The organism is Flavobacterium sp., from assembly GCF_027483985.1.
Taxonomy (GTDB): Bacteria; Bacteroidota; Bacteroidia; order Flavobacteriales; family Flavobacteriaceae; genus Flavobacterium.
The window spans coordinates 39352-58393 of sequence record NZ_JAIXTJ010000042.1; the positions used below are offsets into that span (position 1 = coordinate 39352).

Genomic DNA, 19042 nt, shown 5'->3' on the forward strand with positions numbered 1-19042 from the left:
ATAATTATAAAAACAAAAAAAATGGCAATCAACTTACAAAAGGGACAAAGAGAAAATATTAACGCACCTAAATTTACAATAGGTTTGGGTTGGGATACTAATAGTAGCTCAACAGGATCAAGTTTTGATTTAGATGCTTCTGTTTTTATTTTAGGGGAAAACAAAAAACTTGTTTCTGATTCTCATTTTATCTTCTTTAATAATTTAAAATCACCAGACGATTCAGTTATTCATACAGGAGATAATTTAACAGGAGATGGCGATGGTGATGACGAGCAAATTAAAATAGACTTAACAAAAATAAGCGCAGCTATAAAAGAAATTTGTATAGTTGTTACAATTCACGAAGCGGAAACAAGAAAACAAAATTTTGGTCAAGTTCGTAATTCGTTCATAAGAATTGTTGATGATAGTAATAATACTGAATTAGTGAAATATGAATTAGAAGAAGATTTTTCAATTGAAACAGCTGTCGAATTCGGAAGAATTTATAATAAAGATGGTCAATGGAAATTTGAAGCCATTGGTATGGGACAAAAAGGTGGTTTGGAAGATTTTTTAAATAAATACAACTAAATAAAGATAAAAATGGCAATAAATCTTCAAAAAGGTCAAAGAATAAACCTTGAAAAAAGCAATGGTAGTAAACTACAGAATATTTGTGTTGGTATAAACTGGGGTGCAATCGAGAAAAAAGGTTGGTTTGGCGGTACATCAAAAGAAGCAGTTGATTTAGATGCATCTTGTGCTTTATATGACGACAATAAAAATTTGTTGGAAATAGTCTATTTTGGAAAACTCCGTTCTATTGATGGTTCGATAGCACATAGTGGAGATGATTTAACTGGTGATATGGGAGGTGATGATGGTTTGGATAATGAAATTATTACCGTAGATTTTGCGAGATTGAATCCATCTTGTAGTTATGTAGCTTTTGTTTTAAATAGTTTTCAAGGTCATGATTTTGGTACTATTCCATTTGCTTCAATTCGAATTTATGAAGGAACTCCAAGTAGAGTGAACGAGGTTTTCGCAACATTTGATATTGCAAACGGTTCTAGTTTTGCAGGTCACGTTTCTATGGTGATGGGAGTGTTTTATAAAAAAAATAATGAATGGAAATTTAATGCCATTGGAGAACCTACAAAAGATAGAAAACTAGAACAAACAGTAAGTACAGTAACAAATCAATATTTATAAAATGAGAAGACTACCCGTATATTTATTACTAGACACTTCAGGCTCGATGTCAGGAGAACCAATTGAGGCGGTAAAAAATGGCGTTCAAATTATGATTAGTTCATTACGACAAAATCCACAAGCTATAGAAACAGCTTTTTTAAGTGTAATTACTTTTGATAGCACTGCTCAACAAATTATTCCGTTGACTGATTTAGCATCTTTTCAAATGGTCGATATTAAAGCAACTGGAGTAACTGCTCTTGGAGAAGCGTTAAGATTAGTTGCTCATAAAATTGATACTGAAGTTGCCAAAACTACAACTGAGCAAAAAGGTGACTGGAAACCTTTGGTTTTTATTATGACCGATGGTATACCTACCGATGATTGGCAAAGTGGTTTGAATGAATTCAAAAAATCTAAAGTTGCTTTTACGGTTGCTTGTGCAGCAGGTAGTGGTGCAGATGCTAATATTTTGAAACAAATTACAGACAATGTTGTTAGTTTAGATACTGCCGATAGTGCTAGCATTGGTAAATTCTTTCAATGGGTAACAGCTTCAATCGGTGTGAGTTCTACAAAAGTTGAAGATTCTGGAAAAGAAGTTACAGGATTAAATGAATTGCCACCACCACCATCTGAATTAAATATTGTTGTTTAAATTCTAATAATATGGGAAAGTTTGGATTTTCATTTTCATTAAATAGACTTTTAGGAATTACGTCTGCTAAGCAAAGTTTTGCTAGAAAAACTGGTGTTCCTACTACTAAAGGCGGTGTAGAACGAAAATTAGGCAATTTCATTATTAAATCATTGTTCGGGAAAAAGTAATATGAGAAGACTACCAGTATATTTTTTGTTAGATACATCAGGCTCAATGCGTGGCGAGCCCATTCAAGCATTGAATAATGCTTTGAGTGGAATGGTTAACACATTACGATCAGATGCACAAGCATTAGATTCTCTTTGGATAAGTATTGTAACTTATGATAGAGAAGTGAAAGAAATTGCACCATTAACGGAATTGGTTAGTTTCCAACTTCCAGAGATAACGTGTCCACAAAGCGGCCCTACTAACACAGGTGCGGGATTAGAATATATAATTCAACAAGTGAAAAAAGATGTAATAAAAGGTTCACCTACTCAAAAAGGAGATTGGAAACCTTTGCTTTTTGTTTTTACAGATGGTAAACCATCCGATTTACAATTATATAGAGAAAAAATCACTGAGATTAAGAATCTAAACTTTGGAGCAGTTGTGGGTTGTGCAGCAGGTTTAAAAGCAGATGATGTTATTCTTAAAGAATTAACAGATAACGTAGTTCATCTTGATTCGGCAGATAGTTCAACGCTTAAACAATTCTTCAAATGGGTTTCAGAAACTATTGAACAAGGTAATAAAAGTCAAGGAACTGGCGAAAGTATAACTTTACCGCCTCCACCAAGCGAAATAACAGTTGTAATATGATGAGATTAATCCCGATTATTATAAATATTCTAATTATTGGGTTGTTTTTATATTCAAAATTATTACCGTACAAAGACAAATTGAACCCACAATACAAAAATATTTTCGATTTTTTCAATAGTATTTTTTCTCCAATTTTTAATTTTTTGAAAAATATTGTGAAGCCTTTTCAAGTTGGAATTGGATTGTCTGTTGATATGTCGCAAATTGTGCTTTTAATTATCTTTTTAATGATTTTAAATTTCTTTTAATATGAGAAGATTACCAATATATTTCCTAATAGACATTTCAGAATCAATGGTTGGCGAACCTATTCAACAAGTTGAAGAAGGATTAGCAACCATTATCCAAGCATTAAAAACGGATCCACACGCTCTTGAAACTGTTTTTGTTTCTATAATTGTGTTTGCGGGTCAACCAAAAACATTAGTCCCATTGCAGGAAATAGTTAGTTTCTATCCTCCCAAATTTCCTATCGGAAGCGGAACTTCATTAAGCAAAGGTTTAGGACACTTAATGCACGAATTAAGAACTAATATTGTCAAAACCACTTATGAAGTAAAAGGAGATTGGAAACCAATTGTATTTCTATTTACCGATGGTGTGCCGACGGATGATAGTAAAGCAGCCATAAATGAGTGGAAACAAAATTGGCAAAGAACTGCTAATTTAATTGCAGTTTCCTTTGGAAAAAATACGGATGCACATCTACTTGGTGAATTAACAGATACTGTATTAGAATTCAAAAACACTAATGTGCAATCTTATAAAGAATTTTTCAAATGGGTCACAGATTCTATCAAAACTAGTAGTATAAGTGTTGAAAGTAACTCAACGGGTTTTGAATTAGCAAAATTAGATGGTGTTACTATAGAAAAAATTGACTTAACAAAATCTGAACCTAACCTCCAATTTGTAGATGATAATTTTGTAGTACTGAATGGTAAATGTCAAAATACTAAAAGACCTTACTTAATGAAATACCGCAAAACTATTGCTCCGTCAACTTTTGCTGGCATAGAATTAGGAACTAAAAATTACAGATTGGTTGGAGCTTATCAAGTTGACAATTCTTATTTTGAATTAGCAGACAACACCAATTTTTCTAATAAAGTAAATACTGATGAATTAATTGGTGGTCCAACTTGTCCGTGTTGTGGAAATCAAATTGCATTTGCTGTTTGTAGTTGTAGTAAAATTCATTGTATTGGTGATGAAGAATTGAGTACTTGCCCTTGGTGTGGCAATCAGGGAACTTATGGCAGTGGTGAAGGTGGTTTTGATGTCAACAGAACACAAGGATAATTTATGGAAGAAACTAAAAAATATATTCAGGCTTTTTTATCTCAAAATAAAATAGAAGTTCCACCAAGTAAATTATCACTTTTTGATGATTTTATTGCTAAGGAAGAGAATATTAATTCAGTAAAAATAATTCAAGAAAATCAAAAAATGATTATGGCAAATTGGAAATTAAAAACTCGAATTGAGGATATTCTTTTACAACCAATTTCATTACCAAACGGAACCGTAAATAAAAAGTATGAAACAAAACTTGATTTTATCAAGTTAGGTTGGAATGATGTTATTTATTCTGAAATTAAAGATTTAGACGATTCAGGTCTTGAATTTAATAATGAAGAAGAATTAATTTTTGGTAATCCAATAATAAGTGGGGATTTAAAAATAAAATTATTGTTTAGAATTGAAGGAGAATTAGAAGATTCTATATTAAATGAAAAAATAATAACAATTATTATTAATCCTGACCCTAAATCTTTGTGGAAAGACATTGAAAGTGATAAAAATGATTCGTATTGGAAAGAGGATAATGTTGCTATTTCTAGTGATTTTTTAGATAAAAATATAGTTATAGCTTCAAAACGCGGAAGAAGTCACGCTAATGTGGGGTCTTTTAGAGATGATGATTTTGCATTCAAGAATATCAACGATACAGGTTGGAGTGTTTTAGCAGTGTCAGATGGTGCTGGTTCTGCAAATTTATCAAGACAGGGTTCTAAAATGTCTTGTAATTTAGTACTATCCTATTTTGAAAAAAACTTTACGGTGGAATATTTAAAAGAATTTGATGAGAACCTTTTAAAACATCATAATAATAAAGATGAAGATTCTTCAAAGAAAATAAGTCATTTCGTTTATGACAATCTTTCAAAAGCAGCTTGGTTTGTTCATAAGGAATTAGAGAAGTTTGCGATTAAACTAGAAAGACCATTAAAAGATTTACACGCCACTTTAATTTTTGCCATAGTTAAAAAATATGATTTTGGATATGCAATACTAACTTTCGGTGTTGGGGATTGTCCGATAGGATTATTAAACAAAGATTTAACCGAAATTAAATTAATGAACTGGTTAGATGTTGGAGAATTTGGGGGAGGAACTCGTTTTATTACAATGCCAGAAATATTCCAAAGTGACAAATTTTCAACACGCTTTGGTTTTAAATTGGTAGAGGATTTCTCTTATTTAATGTTAATGACGGACGGTATTTATGACCCGAAATTTGTAGTGGAAGCAAATTTAGAAAAAATAGAAAAGTGGAACGAATTCCTTGAAGATATAAAAGGGAAAAACGAAGATAATTGTAAAGTAGATTTCAATAAGGATAATGCAAAAATAGCAAATCAACTTTCAACTTGGATGGATTTTTGGAATCCAGGCAATCACGATGACAGAACACTTGCAATAATCTATTAGACTATGAGTACAATAACAGTAAAATCAATTAACGATGCCTCAAAAACTTATCAGTTTGTAGATAATGGTGAGCCTATGCGTGGTGGTGTGAAAGATGTTTTTTTTAGTCCCGATAAAAAATATGTGGTAGCCATTTTTAGAGATAAACTAGATTTTAATCAAAAGGAAAGACTTCAAAAAATAACTAATCATTATTTACCTCAAATTCAAAATAAGGAAGCAGGTGATTATTATTTGAATGAAGTATATAGATGGCCAACAGATGTTATTGAACATAATGGGTTAACGGGAATTATTGTACCAATATATAACTCTAAATTTTTCTTTAAAAAAGGCTATGAAACTAGTGATTTGATTCAAGGTAACGAAAAAAATGGTAAATGGTTTGCTGGAGCTAAATTTAGAAATCCACAATTTCCATTAAAAGTTGCGAAATCAGAATTAGGTGATTGGTTAAGCTATTTTCAAGTATGCGTTAATTTAACTCGAGGTGTAAAAAAAATGCACGCTATGGGATTAGCTCATTCTGATTTATCGTATAATAATGTATTAATAGACCCAGTTGAAAAATCAGCCTGTATGATTGATTTGGATGGGCTAGTAGTGCCGGGAATGTTTCCTGCTGAAGTAATAGGTACAGCTGAATTTATTGCTCCAGAAGTACTTTCAACAAAACATTTAAGCAAGACAGATCCTAATAGAAAATTACCAAATAGATTAACGGATTTACATGCTCTTCCAGTGCTTATTTATATGTTTCTTTTGCATAGACACCCACTAAAAGGCGGAAAAGTACACGATTTAGATACTGAAAAAGATGATTTACTTTCAATGGGTGAAAATGCTCTATTTATTGAACATCCAAAAGACGCAACAAATAGACCTAAATTAAATCAGATTTCTAAATGGGATTTGCCTTGGGCAGATATTGCAAAACTTCCTTATTCTATTACTGGTCCGTATTTGAAAGCTTTGTTTGATAAAGTTTTTATTGATGGTTTACACAATCCGATGCAAAGACCAACAGCTGAAGAATGGGAAATAGGTTTACTGAAAACAACCGATTTAATGCAGAAATGTCATAATGTTTCTTGTGAACAAAAATGGTATGTCTTTGATAATACAAATACGCCTAAATGCCCATTTTGTGGTACTGCTCACAAAGGAACATTACCAGTTTTAGATTTATACTTTCAATTTAAAGAATCTGTTTGGAAACCCGAAAATCATAGATTAATGGTTTATGATAATCAATATTTGTTTAAATGGCACGTTAACCGAAATATTACCAGAAACGAAAAAACAACAGCAGAACAGAAAGTTCCTGTCGGATATTTCACTTTTCATAATAATAAATGGGTTTTCGTTAATCAAAAATTAACATCAATGAAAGATGTAACAGAAGATAAACAAATATCAATTGGTTCAATGGTAGAATTAACAGACGGAAAAAAACTGCTATTATCAAAAGAAGATGGTGGAAGAGTAGTAGTAATAACAATGGCAAACAAATAAATATAACTTTTAAATTAAACAATATGAATTTACCAACTTGGCTAATAGCCGTTTTTGCAATAACTGTTTTAGTAATGCTTTTTATTGATTTAGGGATTTTTAATAAAAAAAGCCATTCGGTCACCAATAAAGAAGCTGTAATTTGGTCTTGTGTTTGGATTTCTTTAGCGATGATATTTAGCGGATTAGTCTATAATTTTGCGGGTGCAGCTAAATTTTATGAATTTCAATCAGCTTATTGGATAGAGAAAGCCCTTTCTGTAGATAATTTGTTTGTATTTATTTTAGTGTTTAAATTCTTCGATGTAGCTAATGAAAACAAACATAAAGTATTATTTTGGGGTATTGTAGGAGCATTAGTTTTAAGAGCAATTTTTATCTTTTCAGGTGCTTATTTAATAGAATTGACTTATTTAAACAAACTACTAGGTCTTGCAGGAATTCAAGGTTTCGAATACGATATTAATATAATTATGACTCTCTTCGGATTATTTTTAGTTTATGCAGGATTTAAATCCTGGTCAGCTGGTGATGAAGACGATGATGAAGATTATAATAATACTAGAGGAGCAAAATTAATTAGAAGATTCTTTAGTGTAAGTGATAAATATGTAGGAGATAAATTCTTTACAATTGAAAATGGTAAAAAATTAGCAACTCCTTTGTTAGTAGTTGTGGCTGTAATTGAGTTTACAGATTTACTTTTTGCAGTAGATTCTATACCAGCAATTTTTGCAATATCTAATGATCCTTTTATACTTTACACATCAAATATATTTGCAATACTTGGGTTGAGAGCATTGTTTTTTCTTTTAGATAATTTTATCCATTTGTTCAGTAAACTAACATACGGTTTAGCATTCATACTTTCATTTATTGGAATTAAAATGATAATTTCACCCTTCTATCATATAGATTCAGTTTACTCATTAATGGTCATTGGTGGTATTCTAGTTTTATCTGTGATTGCGTCTATTATGTTTCCTAACAAAGAAGAGGAAGAATTAGCAAAATAATTTTTTCAAGATAGAAGATGCAATATTCAATTGAGCGAAATAATCAAACTTTTGGTCCTTATGAATTAAGTGCAATTAAGACTTATGTATATGAGGGTAAAATATTATTACAAGATAAGGTAGTATCGGCAAATGGTGAGAATATTTCTGTTCGTGATGTATTAAAACGCAATAATATCAAATACAAAATAAAAAGCGGTAATATTTTAAGTCAAATTCAGTCTCTTGGACTGAATTTGCTTTTACCAAAAGATTCTATTTCTTTTAAAACTTTAAAGCAGGATAGTAAACTAATAATTATATCTCTAAGTGGTTTAGCTCCAGCTTTTTTAATAAAAATAACCGGTGCAACCATAGTAACTTTTTATGTAATTGCTTTATATTTTTCACTTATTTGGGGTTTGTTTTTTTATTCAGTTTTCAAAACATTTCAAGTTTCTATAAAAAAAACAGTCTCAATTTTCTTTACAGTACAAATTCTAATATTTTTCAGTGTTTTTGTTTTAGATATTAATCAATTCAATCCTTTTTATAAATTAATTGAAGATGTCAATCCATTTATTAATAGGGTTATTGGTTTCATTTTTGGAGTTGGAATATTTGAAGAATTGATAAAATTAATTCCGGTATATTTTTTTATTAATTATTCTAAAGAACCATTACTTCCTCAAACGGTTGTATTCTATGGTTTAATTTCAGGAATTGGATTCGGTGTTTTTGAAGGTGTCGTTTACCAGATAGGCGTAAATTCAAAATTAGATTACAACACTTCTTTTTTTATGAATATTGCAAGATTAACATCACTTCCATTTCTTCACGCAGTTTGGTCAGGAATTAGCTCATACTTTATAGCTTTCTACTTCTTATATCCAACAAAAAGATATGCAATGTTTTTATTAGCAATCATAATTCCTGCAATTCTTCACGGGTTATATGATGTCTTTACTTGGTCATTAATTGGACTTTTTATTGCTTATTTTGGTGTTGCATTACTTATCATTTATCTCAAAAAAGCAAAAGATTTTCAATCAAAAATTACATTTTAAATAAGAATAAAATATGAATATCAAGCTCTTAAAACTATTCGTATCAATTATTTTACTATTATGCCTTTTTGATATGCCTTATAGTTATTATCAATTTGTCAGATTTGCAACTATAATAGGATTTGCTTATTTAGCTTTTTTAGCCAATAAACAAGCTAATAAGAATAGTGTTTTTATTTATGTCGGATTAGCCTTATTATTTCAACCGTTCTTAAAAATAGCCTTAGGCAGAACCATTTGGAATATAGTGGATTTGGTGGTTGGAGTTGCTCTTTTGTTTTCAATTTTTATAAGTAACGAGAAATTAAACAAATGAAATTTATTTATTTTCTTATATTCTATTTTACTTGGTTTCTTAGCTTTTCCCAAGTAAAACTCCTATCGTGGAATGTAGAAAACTTAGGGAGTTCAAAATCAGACAGTACTATAATTTATATTGCCAATACCATTAAAAACTACGATGTTGTTGCATTGCAAGAAGTTGTAGCTGGTGCTGGTGGTGCGAAAGCGGTAGCCATGTTAGCCGATGAACTTAATAGAAAAGGAGCAAAATGGGAGTATGTGGTTAGTGATCCAACCAGTAGTAGTGCCTACAAAACCGAGCGCTATGCTTTTCTATGGAAAACAGCTAAAGTCAAGAAAATTGGCAAAGCGTGGTTAGAAAAAAAGTACCATCTAGAAATAGATAGAGAACCGTTTTATTGCACTTTTGAATATAGCAAAAAGCAATTTACTCTAGTTAATTTTCACGCTATTACTAAAAGCAAACAACCCGAAACCGAAATAAAATACTTTAAGTTTTTACCAGCGCAATACCCTACTTTAAATTTGTTGTTTGTTGGCGATTTTAATTGTCCGCAGTCGCATACCGTATTTAATCCTTTGAAGAATATGGGTTATCAAAGTGCTTTTCGAAACCAAAAAACTTCCCTAAAAAAAGAATGTAAAGAAGATAACTGCTTGGCTTCTGAATTTGATAACATCTGGTTTAAAACTAGTAAGATTTCGTTAATCAAAGCAGAAGTAATTCATTTTTACAATAGCTTTGAAACCCTTAAAGAAGCAAGGCGCGTTTCAGACCACATTCCAATAACTTTACATTTTACACTAAATTAAGTTACTTTACGGTTTCCCGTAAAATATAAAAAGTCAAAAGTGATACGTTTGTGAAAACAACAGTCACAATGAACGTTTCAACTAAAATTATTATAAGAATAGTTTTCTATCTTTTACTATTGCTACTCATAAACTGTAAAAAAAATCCGAATATAGTAGTAAGCAAGAAAGCGGCACTAAAAGACAATGCCGCACTAAGAGAAAGCACGACTCCACTTGATGCAATCAACTATCATACAGACACAACTTACCAATACGAAAACAGAACTGGCACCTCAGGACAGTATAAGTACAACTACGACGTAAAAGGTTTTGATAGTAAAGGAAACGCGGTAACTGGCAACATTTCAATACAAGGTAAAGAAGGAATTGGTTATCTATTTGATACAAATCAAAATAAAATAAAAGTTACCGTTGAATGGACAGGTCACGGAAAACTGAAAGCTATGGATAATCATAATAATCAATACGAACTTGAAGTAGAATAATACATTATATTTGTTTTACAAAATAAACATATCCTAATATGAAAAAAACACTTTTACTATTGAGTTTGTATTGTTTTACATCGTTTAACGTATTAAAACAGGATGTTTATATTTGTGGTATAAATGGAGCTAAGAAATATCACTTAAAAGAAGATTGTAGAGGTCTAAATGCCTGTAAGCATCAAGTAGTAAAAAAAACCATAAAAGAAGTTAAAGACTTAGGATTAGAACTTTGTGGATGGGAAGATTAGTGGCAAAAGTTAGCTGTTGTACAATTGTAAAATCCAAAACCTAATAGCAGTTCCCCAAGTAACTTTAATTCAAAATAAACCAATAACGAAGAATTGTATTCCGTGCTCCGTTACTAAATGAATCCGTTTCGCGTTGTAATTGCAAAAAAAAATTCTTGAAAAATCAGAAGCTTTTTACGTACCCGGAGCCGGAATCGAATCTACCTGTCGGTAGACAGGCCGGGCGATTTCCCACAGCTGGCGCACAAATCCTTTGAAGTTGTAATAACAAAAATAAAAAAAGCTTCTGAAAAATCAGAAGCTTTTTACGTACCCGGAGCCGGAGTCGAATCTACCTGTCGGTAGACAGGCCGCACGATTTCCCACAGGTGTTTGAAACCAGCGCATCTAACCATTAATCCTATTGTCTCTAATACTTCTTAATTTTTCTCTTCCGATACCACTTTTGAAATATTTTTCTCTTTCTCTAGCTTCACTTCTAGTTTCGTGCATTTCGGAATAAATTAAAACAAAGGGTAAGTAAGGTTTTGTGGTTTTATTTTTACCCGAATTATGCTCAGACAACCTCCTATCAATATCACTTGGTAAACCTATATAAATGTAGTTTCTTGTTAAACTAGAAATAGCATAAGTGTAAAACATAAAACATTCTTAAATTAAAAAAACCTCTGATTTCTCAGAGGTTTGTACCCGGAGCCGGAGTCGAACCGGCACGGTTTCCCACAGGTGTTTGAGACCAGCGCGTCTACCAATTCCGCCATCCGGGCTTAGCAGACAGAAATAACAACAGTCATTTCATCGCATTAAAATTGACTGTAACAACCAATTTGTTTTAACACGTTGCAAATGTAAAAAAATTTAATTCAAATTTTAAAGAAAATAGTTAAAAATATCCTTTCAGACTCGGATTTTATTTATAAATTTGCACCTCGTTAAAACGACACACAACTAACTAACTACATTCGAGGTATTTATGCCAATTTTACTTTATTTAAAACTAAAGTAATTTTTTAAAAATCTACTCCGAATTAAAACAACAAATTACAATGTCACATTTAGAACCAGAAGCAAAAATATTTGCCTGTTCACAAAGTGTTCATTTAGCTGAAGAAATAGCTAAAAACTATGGAATTCCGCTGGGCAAAGTTACGTTCTCAAAATTTAGTGATGGAGAATTCCAACCCTCGTTTGAAGAATCTATAAGAGGATTACGCGTTTTTATTGTTTGCTCGACATTTCCAACAGCAGACAATTTAATGGAGCTTTTGTTAATGATTGATGCTGCTAAAAGAGCATCAGCAAGACACATAACGCCAGTAATTCCGTACTTTGGATACGCTAGACAAGACAGAAAAGACAAACCAAGAGTACCAATTGGAGCAAAACTAATAGCAAAACTACTAGAAACTGCAGGTGCTACTCGAATTATGACCATGGACTTACACGCCGATCAAATTCAAGGTTTCTTTGAAAAACCAGTAGATCATTTATTTGCATCAACTATTTTCTTGCCTTATGTTGAAAGTTTGAATTTAGAAAATTTAACCATTGCATCACCAGATATGGGTGGCTCTAAAAGAGCTTATGCCTATTCTAAATTTTTAGAATCTGATGTAGTAATTTGTTACAAGCAAAGAAAAGCAGCCAACGTCATTGGTTCGATGGAATTAATAGGCGATGTAAAAGGTAGAAACATCATCTTAGTCGATGATATGATTGACACTGGTGGTACCTTGGCAAAAGCGGCCGACCTGATGATAGAAAAAGGAGCGCTGAGTGTAAGAGCCATTTGCACACACGCTATTTTATCGGGTGACGCTTATGAGAAGATTGAAAATTCTAAATTATTAGAATTAATTGTTACCGATTCTATTCCGTTAAAGAAAGAATCTAACAAAATAAAAGTAGTGAGTTGTGCACCACTTTTTGCAGAAGTAATGCAAATGGTACAACACAACAACTCTATAAGCGGTAAGTTTTTGATGTAAAACTGAGAGCTTAAAGCAAATGAAGATTTTGAAATGCTATTTTAAAGTCAACATCAAAATGAATTTTTATAATTATTAACTATATATTTTTACAATGAAATCAATTTCGATTAAAGGATCAGAAAGAGAAAGCGTGGGCAAGGTAGCAACCAAAGCGGTACGTAATGCTGGAATGGTTCCTTGCGTAATTTACGGAGGAAGTCAACCAGTACATTTTCAAGCAGAAGCAAAAGCTTTCAAAAGTTTGGTTTACACTCCAAATGCGCACACAGTTGCCATTGATTTAGGAGGTAAAAAATTTGATGCTATTTTACAAGACATCCAATTTCACCCATTAACAGATGCTATTTTACACATCGATTTCTTCCAATTATCTGAGGATAAAGAAATCATTATGGAAGTGCCTGTTAAAATCACAGGAACATCTCCAGGTGTATTATTAGGTGGAGTTTTAAACTTAAACCAAAGAAGATTAAAAGTGAAAGCTTTACCAAAAGATCTTCCAGATTTTGTTGAAGCTAACATTTCTGAATTACAAATGGGTAACAAATTGTATGTAACTAAATTACCTACAAACAATTTCAAATTGATGCACCCAGACAACACAGTAGTTTGTCAAGTGAAGATTTCACGTGCTGCTATGAAAGCTGCTCAAGAAGCTGCCAAAGCAGAAAAAGCTGCAACAAAAGGAAAGAAAAAATAATTTTTCAATCACTTTATATAAGAAAGCATCAGTATTTTACTGGTGCTTTTTTTATGAAATCTGAATTTTTACCAATTTTAAGAACGAACCGCTTGGGCTTTCTTGCCTACCCTATTCCTGCTGTACATTCCAATAAAAAAATGGTGATTTCGAGAGCCTCAACCACCATTTTTTTATTTCCATTGCCATCAGGGTTAGATAGTAATCTATTAGTATAAAATTAGATTTTCAAAACAATTATAGTATTTTTACAACAGCAACCTGCTTAACTGGCGATAGGTTGGTTTTCAAAAACATTCCATAAAAAAGAAACAAAAGTTCCAATGAAAAAATTTTTAATTGTGGGTTTAGGCAATATTGGTGCCGAATATGTAAACACACGACACAACATCGGATTCAAAATAGTAGATCACTTTGCTAGAAAAGAAGCTATTTCTTTTCAAACCGCCAAACTCGGAGATATCGCAGAATGCAAAATTAAAGGCCGAACCATCTTGCTACTTAAACCTAATACTTATATGAATTTAAGTGGTAAAGCAGTCAAATATTGGATGGAAAAAGAAAACATCGAAAAAGAAAATGTTCTAATTATTACAGACGACCTAAATCTAGCCTTCGGAACCATTAGAATAAAAACCAAAGGCAGCGATGGTGGTCATAACGGATTAAAAAACATTCAATTGTTACTAAACACCACAGAATATCCTAGATTCCGATTCGGAATAAGTGATGAATTTAAAAAAGGACAACAAGTAGATTATGTACTAGGCGACTGGAATGACGAAGAAAAAACAAAGCTTGTGGAGCGATTAGAACTAGCAAGCGAAATCATTACCTCTTTTGCATTGGCTGGACTAAATAACACTATGAACAGCTATAATGGTAAATAATGGTATTCTTTTTGCTAATCTTTAACTATTAAACAGTATACTAATGAAAAAAATACTACTACTACCAGCAGCGGTTCTGTTATCGTTCTGTTGCTCTAATAAAGAACTAGCTAAAGCCGATGGTGCTAAAAATATAAAAATGGAGTCGCAATGCCCATCAGACGGAACTTGCTCTACAGAAGTTTTTAAAAACAAAACCTTAGTAGTAAAAACCGACGCATATGGTTCGATTTACTATCAAATGGAAGATGATGAAAACACCTCTGTAATTGTTTATCAATACAACCGTACTGTTAAAGGTGATTTGCAAGATGCTAATTACAAAGAAGAAGTAGTATTTGAAATCAATAACAACGAAACTGCGCTTTCCTTAGAAAATACTTCGTTACAAAAATCTAAAATGCTCTTCGGCAGAATCTGTTTTTGCAGAGGGCAAACTGGCTATTATAAAGTAGAAGAAGGTCAATTAAACTTAACGAAAAACAACAATTTTATTACGTTTAATTTAGATTTCACAATTACCAAAGTACCGCAGATTATTAAAAATATCAATACCACTATAAACTAAAAAAGTCCCGAGAAATCGGGACTTTTTATTTTATTATCGGAGTAATTATTCTACAACAATTTTCTTCACAATCTTTTTATCTCCGTCTTGAATATTTACAAGGTAGATTCCAGATTGCACATTATCTAATTGAAGTGTTTGTTCAAAAACACCATTGTTTTGATAAGCATTACTAAAAATTGATCTTCCTCTCATATCAAATACTGATACATTAATATCATTTCCTGTAGTAGAGTTAAACTTCACAGTAAAAGTTCCATCATTAGGATTTGGATATAAGGCAAAATTTTCAAATGAGAAACTATCATTACTCAATAGAGCAATAGTTTGACTACAAATTTCTATTGAGAAAGAGTTAATAGTTCCTGTTGTACCTGCAACTAAATCTCTTACTCCAATTTGCCAGTTTCCAGAAGGGTTAAATCCGTTCATTGAATTTAGATCACCAACTGGAACATAAGTTCCTTGTGTTGGACTTGCACACGTTAAAGCACTTCCTTGAGCATCCCAAGTTACATTAATATTTGCTCCACTAGCGCAACCTTGACTGTATAGTACAAATGGTGGTCCAGAAGGCGCACCTGGTCTTACCACAGCAAAATTTAATTGCTGAATGTTAGGATGTGTAGCATTAATATTGATGTTTACATCAGAAATTGTGCTTGTTGATGAAGGAACTGTGATTGATCTAACAGTATAATTTGTAGAACCATCAGCTGGTGAAAACGGTGTTGTAAATGGGTATGTTGTACAATTATTTGTAACTGAGTAACCGATATAAATGTTTTTGCTGTTAACGGCATAATAAATATTTTCTTTAGCTCTTACCATAATTCTTCCGGTTTGAGTAACAACATTAGGAACAGTGATAGTTGCGCTTCCTGAGTTTGGCACTCCAGATGGCGTTAACAACGTAGGGAAAGTAACTCCACCATCGGTAGATAAATAAATATCAACATTTGCTGATAATGTTTCAGCTCCGTTTCTTACCCAAGTAATGGTTTGTGTACTTCCTTGAGCCCAACCTTGAGTTGTGTTTTGAGAACTTACAGAAAATGGTCCGATAGTATTACTTGCAGTAACCACTACATTATCTCTTGTAGTTTGACCACCATTTGGTGCTCTATTATCTCTTACTGTAAGAGCAAAATTATAAGTTCTTCCTGCAGTCGAAACTACTTCCCAAGTACTTGCGATATTTCCTGCTACTACAGTTGCCAAAGCTGGCATATATCTTTCTTGTGTACTCACTGGAGGATTAGATCTAAAAGCCGGACCAGAAGTATTGTTGGCTGCTGGCGGTTGTGCTGCTACAGCATTATCAAACTGTTCCCAGCAATAAGTCAAAGCGTCTCCGTTAGCATCAGTAACCGATTGTGGAAATAAAATAAAAGGAGTTCCTTTAGGGATGGTTCTGTCAACACCTGCATTTACTGCTGGTGGTGTATTTCCATTCAATGCATTTGGCGCACAATTTCCTGTTGAAATAGTAAAAGCCATCATTTGATTTAAACTTACAGTATGAAAGTGAGCGTCAGAATTTGGCTGAACATCTGGTGCACATATTCCTGCATAACCCATAATTGTATTTCCAGAACCTGTTTCTACAGCAGTTGCTGCAGCTCTGTTACAGTCATTATTTTGTGTATGACCTGCTCCGAATTGGTGCCCCATTTCATGAGCAACATAATCAATATCGAAAGGATCTCCAACCGGTGAAGGTGATCCAGTAATACCTCTAGCTTTACTGCCTGTACAAGGAGAATTTAACTGAGCAAGACCTCCACCACCAGTACTAACAGTGTGACCGATATCATAATTTGCGGCACCAATGGCTCCATCAATCACTGTTTGACTTTCATTAATTAAGCTTGTAGCTGTATCATTAGTAAAGTTATCAGAATCTACAAAAATTACTAAATCATTATTAGCAACTAAATTCATACGTAAAGACATGTCTCTTTCGTACAATCCGTTTACACGTGTCATTGTAACATTCATAGCAGATAAAACAGCCGCTTTCTTTTGTGCTAAAGTTCCACCATTTAATCCTGCTTGACCGATATGAAAAGCAGCGTACTCGATGGTACAAGCCATTGCTAATCTATATTGTCTAAATCTACCGTCATTAGCTGCCACAGTAGCTGTTTCTAACAATCTTGGCGCATCTTCTACTTCATTATTTAAACAAGTAAAAGCACTACTTCTTGAAACATTACTTCTGCTGTAAACGATGTAATTCTCTAAATCTTTAGTATACGTATCAATATAATAAGTACCTGCAGAACCTGATAATGACATAACATGTAAACCAAAAAGAGTAGTACTAAAACGAATTGATGCTTTTCCATCGATGCTTACTCCAACGTATGATTTAATATTCGGATATCTGTTAGCTAGGCCTGCCTCCATAATTGGAGCATCATAGATTCTATAACTTGTAAAATCTCCATCTTGATTTGGAAAATCAACAATTACATTCGAACTACCAGTGTTTTCTAAAGGCGCTTGAAGCAATTGTGCCTTTAAAGCAGTAAAGTCAAGAGAAAATAATTGATATTCTCTTGGCATTGTAGCACGATCCATTTTGCTTAAATCTTTTAATCTGTTCTCTGTAGTTTTACTCCACAAGGAACCTTGACCAAAACTTGAAACAAAAATTAAAACCGCACTAAAAGTAAATAGTAAGTTTCTTTTCATAATGTTTTTATTATTAATTGTCAAAAAAAAAAAAAAAAAATGATAATTTCTTAATTTAGAATCAAAAAAAAGAAGCCTCAAATGCTAATTAACATTTGAGGCTTCTGAAATTATAATTAATTTAAAATTATTTTTTGATTATTTTATCCGATTTTAAAAAAGTAGTTCCGTTGTAAATTCTTAAATAGTAAACTCCTGATTCTAAATTTTCGACAGCTACTTTATTGTTTACCTCAGTAAGTTTTTGTGATTTTACTAACTGACCATTTACATTAAAAATTTCAACAAAATCCACTGCTGTATGTGGTGAAGTAATCATAAAGTATTGAGAAACAGGATTAGGATAAACTGCAATGGCTTGAATAGCTCCTGCTTCATCTAATCCTAAAGAAGCACAACCATTAGAAGTTAACAAACTGGCTCTAGGACCATTTAAGGTATTTCGCATAATAGTTTTTTGGCCAGCTGTGAAAAATGCCATACACGCATCGTTAACATAGTCCATATAATTCATAAACATGGAACCATTGGTTGTAGTTGTACATGCATTAGCATTATTAGGAAAAGTTGGGCATCCTGCATAAGGATCATTAGTTGCCGGTGTATCGGTTACACCATCATTATTCGCTGCTGTACCGCAAGCGCTACCATCATCACCCCAAGGATGTAGTAATCCAAAATAATGTCCAATCTCATGCGTTGCCGTTCTACCTTTATTAAATGGTGCTGTTGCTGTTCCTGTATTTCCAAAAAACTGATCGCCTATACACAATCCGTCAAAAGGTTCTCCAGCTGCAGAAGGCAAATAGGCAAATCCTAACAATTGATTATCTGTAAAACGTCCTATCCAAACATTTAAATATTTAGTTGGATCCCAAGCTGTTAAACCTGCACTTAAATAATAACTGTTTTCAAAGACAAACGATGACGGCACTGATTTTCTTTCGATCCCAGTAGTTGCAGCTCCAGCAGGTGTTCTGGTTGCTTTACAAAATAAAATCTCGGCATCAGCACCCAAACCTTGAAAAGCAGCAGGAACTACGGAAGAAAAATCAGCATTGGTTTTTCTAAAATCATTATTCAAAATAGCCAATTGTGAGTTTATCTGTGCATCACTAATATTTTGAATCGAAGTCTTGTATAAAACGTGAAAAACAACCGGGATTGTTACCACAACATTTGTATTCTTATTAGCTTGTGCCGTAGCTGGATTTTGTAAATAATCCATAGTTTCTTGATGATGAATGGCAAAAGATGGATTATTCATCTTAAGTTCATTCATTTTCTCAGTAGTTGCACATGTTCGTTGGGAAAAACCATTTAACGAAACTAAAATCAGTGCACTAAGTACTATCTTTTTCATTGTATATCTTTTATTTAGCCCCAAAAATAAATA

Annotated in this window: 21 protein-coding genes and 1 tRNA gene; 18 read left to right on the forward strand and 4 right to left on the reverse strand. The window is 32.5% G+C overall.

Features of this window, described 5'->3' with window-relative positions; translation table 11 throughout:
- The first annotated feature begins 21 nt into the window (after positions 1-21).
- The 14 genes from Q0050_RS10445 (at position 22) to Q0050_RS10510 (ending at position 10797) form a co-directional block, all read left to right on the forward strand.
- Positions 22-576, forward strand: coding sequence for a TerD family protein (locus Q0050_RS10445; protein ID WP_298395231.1), 555 nt, complete (start codon positions 22-24; stop codon positions 574-576).
- 12 nt (positions 577-588) lie between these two features.
- Positions 589-1200 carry a TerD family protein gene (locus Q0050_RS10450; RefSeq protein ID WP_298395233.1) on the forward strand — a complete coding sequence of 204 codons (612 nt, stop codon included), beginning with the start codon at positions 589-591 and terminating at the stop codon, positions 1198-1200.
- Between the two features lies 1 nt (position 1201).
- The gene (locus tag Q0050_RS10455) at positions 1202-1840 is read left to right on the forward strand and encodes a VWA domain-containing protein (RefSeq protein WP_298395236.1); all 639 of its coding nucleotides are present in this window, start codon (positions 1202-1204) and stop codon (positions 1838-1840) included.
- Positions 1841-1851: 11 nt separating this feature from the next.
- Entirely contained in the window at positions 1852-2010 is a 159-nt protein-coding gene (locus Q0050_RS10460; RefSeq protein ID WP_298395238.1) for a hypothetical protein, read from the forward strand.
- Between the two features lies 1 nt (position 2011).
- Positions 2012-2647 (forward strand): VWA domain-containing protein, encoded by a 636-nt coding sequence (locus Q0050_RS10465; RefSeq protein WP_298395241.1) that lies wholly within the window; start codon positions 2012-2014, stop codon positions 2645-2647.
- A 252-nt stretch (positions 2648-2899) separates the two neighbouring features.
- Positions 2900-3952, forward strand: coding sequence for a TerY-C metal binding domain-containing protein (locus Q0050_RS10470; RefSeq protein ID WP_298395243.1), 1053 nt, complete (start codon positions 2900-2902; stop codon positions 3950-3952).
- A gap of 3 nt (positions 3953-3955) precedes the next feature.
- Positions 3956-5365, forward strand: a complete 1410-nt coding sequence (locus Q0050_RS10475; RefSeq protein ID WP_298395246.1) for a PP2C family serine/threonine-protein phosphatase — start codon at positions 3956-3958, stop codon at positions 5363-5365.
- Positions 5366-5368: 3 nt separating this feature from the next.
- Positions 5369-6880 (forward strand): kinase, encoded by a 1512-nt coding sequence (locus Q0050_RS10480; protein ID WP_298395249.1) that lies wholly within the window; start codon positions 5369-5371, stop codon positions 6878-6880.
- Between the two features lie 23 nt (positions 6881-6903).
- Positions 6904-7896 (forward strand): TerC/Alx family metal homeostasis membrane protein, encoded by a 993-nt coding sequence (locus Q0050_RS10485; protein WP_298395252.1) that lies wholly within the window; start codon positions 6904-6906, stop codon positions 7894-7896.
- 17 nt (positions 7897-7913) lie between these two features.
- Complete coding sequence (locus tag Q0050_RS10490) at positions 7914-8942, forward strand: PrsW family glutamic-type intramembrane protease (protein WP_298395255.1); 1029 nt, start codon at positions 7914-7916, stop codon at positions 8940-8942.
- A gap of 13 nt (positions 8943-8955) precedes the next feature.
- On the forward strand, positions 8956-9258 hold the full coding sequence (locus Q0050_RS10495) for a DUF6804 family protein (RefSeq protein ID WP_298395257.1): 303 nt from the start codon (positions 8956-8958) through the stop codon (positions 9256-9258).
- Complete coding sequence (locus Q0050_RS10500) at positions 9255-10058, forward strand: endonuclease/exonuclease/phosphatase family protein (RefSeq protein ID WP_298395261.1); 804 nt, start codon at positions 9255-9257, stop codon at positions 10056-10058. Before Q0050_RS10495 ends, Q0050_RS10500 begins: the two co-directional genes overlap by 4 nt.
- Positions 10059-10108: 50 nt before the next feature.
- A complete protein-coding gene (locus tag Q0050_RS10505; RefSeq protein ID WP_298395263.1) occupies positions 10109-10546 on the forward strand; it encodes a hypothetical protein in 438 nt (145 codons plus the stop codon).
- A 38-nt stretch (positions 10547-10584) separates the two neighbouring features.
- Positions 10585-10797 carry a hypothetical protein gene (locus tag Q0050_RS10510; protein ID WP_298395266.1) on the forward strand — a complete coding sequence of 71 codons (213 nt, stop codon included), beginning with the start codon at positions 10585-10587 and terminating at the stop codon, positions 10795-10797.
- A gap of 387 nt (positions 10798-11184) precedes the next feature.
- On the opposite strand, the gene Q0050_RS10515 is transcribed toward Q0050_RS10510, so the two are convergent.
- On the reverse strand, positions 11185-11439 hold the full coding sequence (locus Q0050_RS10515; protein ID WP_298395269.1) for a GIY-YIG nuclease family protein: 255 nt from the start codon (positions 11437-11439) through the stop codon (positions 11185-11187).
- A gap of 45 nt (positions 11440-11484) precedes the next feature.
- Positions 11485-11564: transfer RNA gene (locus tag Q0050_RS10520), tRNA-Leu, on the reverse strand.
- Between the two features lie 279 nt (positions 11565-11843).
- Here Q0050_RS10520 and Q0050_RS10525 point away from each other — a divergent pair.
- From Q0050_RS10525 to Q0050_RS10540, 4 genes are all read left to right on the forward strand, one after another.
- Complete coding sequence (locus tag Q0050_RS10525) at positions 11844-12785, forward strand: ribose-phosphate pyrophosphokinase (RefSeq protein ID WP_298395272.1); 942 nt, start codon at positions 11844-11846, stop codon at positions 12783-12785.
- A 94-nt stretch (positions 12786-12879) separates the two neighbouring features.
- Entirely contained in the window at positions 12880-13488 is a 609-nt protein-coding gene (locus tag Q0050_RS10530) for a 50S ribosomal protein L25/general stress protein Ctc (protein WP_298395275.1), read from the forward strand.
- 323 nt (positions 13489-13811) lie between these two features.
- Positions 13812-14378: an aminoacyl-tRNA hydrolase gene (gene pth / locus Q0050_RS10535; RefSeq protein ID WP_298395278.1), complete on the forward strand. Its 567-nt coding sequence runs from the start codon at positions 13812-13814 to the stop codon at positions 14376-14378.
- Between the two features lie 43 nt (positions 14379-14421).
- Positions 14422-14946: a hypothetical protein gene (locus tag Q0050_RS10540; protein WP_298395280.1), complete on the forward strand. Its 525-nt coding sequence runs from the start codon at positions 14422-14424 to the stop codon at positions 14944-14946.
- A 45-nt stretch (positions 14947-14991) separates the two neighbouring features.
- Here the strand turns inward: Q0050_RS10540 and Q0050_RS10545 are convergent, their stop codons facing one another.
- Both Q0050_RS10545 and Q0050_RS10550 read right to left on the reverse strand, forming a co-directional pair.
- On the reverse strand, positions 14992-17646 hold the full coding sequence (locus Q0050_RS10545; protein WP_298395282.1) for a reprolysin-like metallopeptidase: 2655 nt from the start codon (positions 17644-17646) through the stop codon (positions 14992-14994).
- A 127-nt stretch (positions 17647-17773) separates the two neighbouring features.
- Positions 17774-19009, reverse strand: a complete 1236-nt coding sequence (locus tag Q0050_RS10550; protein WP_298395284.1) for a M43 family zinc metalloprotease — start codon at positions 19007-19009, stop codon at positions 17774-17776.
- Between the last annotated feature and the right edge of the window lie 33 nt (positions 19010-19042).

What these genes read in the sequence shown, in the direction of transcription:
- Q0050_RS10530 (WP_298395275.1), top strand. Translation starts at nt 12,880, where the DNA reads ATGAAATCAATTTCGATTAAAGGATCAGAAAGAGAAAGCGTGGGCAAG.
- Q0050_RS10495 (WP_298395257.1), top strand. Translation starts at nt 8,956, where the DNA reads ATGAATATCAAGCTCTTAAAACTATTCGTATCAATTATTTTACTATTA.
- Q0050_RS10550 (WP_298395284.1), bottom strand. Translation starts at nt 19,009, where the DNA reads ATGAAAAAGATAGTACTTAGTGCACTGATTTTAGTTTCGTTAAATGGT.
- Q0050_RS10465 (WP_298395241.1), top strand. Translation starts at nt 2,012, where the DNA reads ATGAGAAGACTACCAGTATATTTTTTGTTAGATACATCAGGCTCAATG.
- Q0050_RS10470 (WP_298395243.1), top strand. Translation starts at nt 2,900, where the DNA reads ATGAGAAGATTACCAATATATTTCCTAATAGACATTTCAGAATCAATG.
- Q0050_RS10510 (WP_298395266.1), top strand. Translation starts at nt 10,585, where the DNA reads ATGAAAAAAACACTTTTACTATTGAGTTTGTATTGTTTTACATCGTTT.
- Q0050_RS10460 (WP_298395238.1), top strand. Translation starts at nt 1,852, where the DNA reads ATGGGAAAGTTTGGATTTTCATTTTCATTAAATAGACTTTTAGGAATT.
- Q0050_RS10515 (WP_298395269.1), bottom strand. Translation starts at nt 11,439, where the DNA reads ATGTTTTACACTTATGCTATTTCTAGTTTAACAAGAAACTACATTTAT.
- Q0050_RS10500 (WP_298395261.1), top strand. Translation starts at nt 9,255, where the DNA reads ATGAAATTTATTTATTTTCTTATATTCTATTTTACTTGGTTTCTTAGC.
- Q0050_RS10455 (WP_298395236.1), top strand. Translation starts at nt 1,202, where the DNA reads ATGAGAAGACTACCCGTATATTTATTACTAGACACTTCAGGCTCGATG.
- Q0050_RS10475 (WP_298395246.1), top strand. Translation starts at nt 3,956, where the DNA reads ATGGAAGAAACTAAAAAATATATTCAGGCTTTTTTATCTCAAAATAAA.
- pth (WP_298395278.1), top strand. Translation starts at nt 13,812, where the DNA reads ATGAAAAAATTTTTAATTGTGGGTTTAGGCAATATTGGTGCCGAATAT.
- Q0050_RS10490 (WP_298395255.1), top strand. Translation starts at nt 7,914, where the DNA reads ATGCAATATTCAATTGAGCGAAATAATCAAACTTTTGGTCCTTATGAA.
- Q0050_RS10540 (WP_298395280.1), top strand. Translation starts at nt 14,422, where the DNA reads ATGAAAAAAATACTACTACTACCAGCAGCGGTTCTGTTATCGTTCTGT.
- Q0050_RS10525 (WP_298395272.1), top strand. Translation starts at nt 11,844, where the DNA reads ATGTCACATTTAGAACCAGAAGCAAAAATATTTGCCTGTTCACAAAGT.
- Q0050_RS10485 (WP_298395252.1), top strand. Translation starts at nt 6,904, where the DNA reads ATGAATTTACCAACTTGGCTAATAGCCGTTTTTGCAATAACTGTTTTA.
- Q0050_RS10545 (WP_298395282.1), bottom strand. Translation starts at nt 17,646, where the DNA reads ATGAAAAGAAACTTACTATTTACTTTTAGTGCGGTTTTAATTTTTGTT.
- Q0050_RS10445 (WP_298395231.1), top strand. Translation starts at nt 22, where the DNA reads ATGGCAATCAACTTACAAAAGGGACAAAGAGAAAATATTAACGCACCT.
- Q0050_RS10480 (WP_298395249.1), top strand. Translation starts at nt 5,369, where the DNA reads ATGAGTACAATAACAGTAAAATCAATTAACGATGCCTCAAAAACTTAT.
- Q0050_RS10450 (WP_298395233.1), top strand. Translation starts at nt 589, where the DNA reads ATGGCAATAAATCTTCAAAAAGGTCAAAGAATAAACCTTGAAAAAAGC.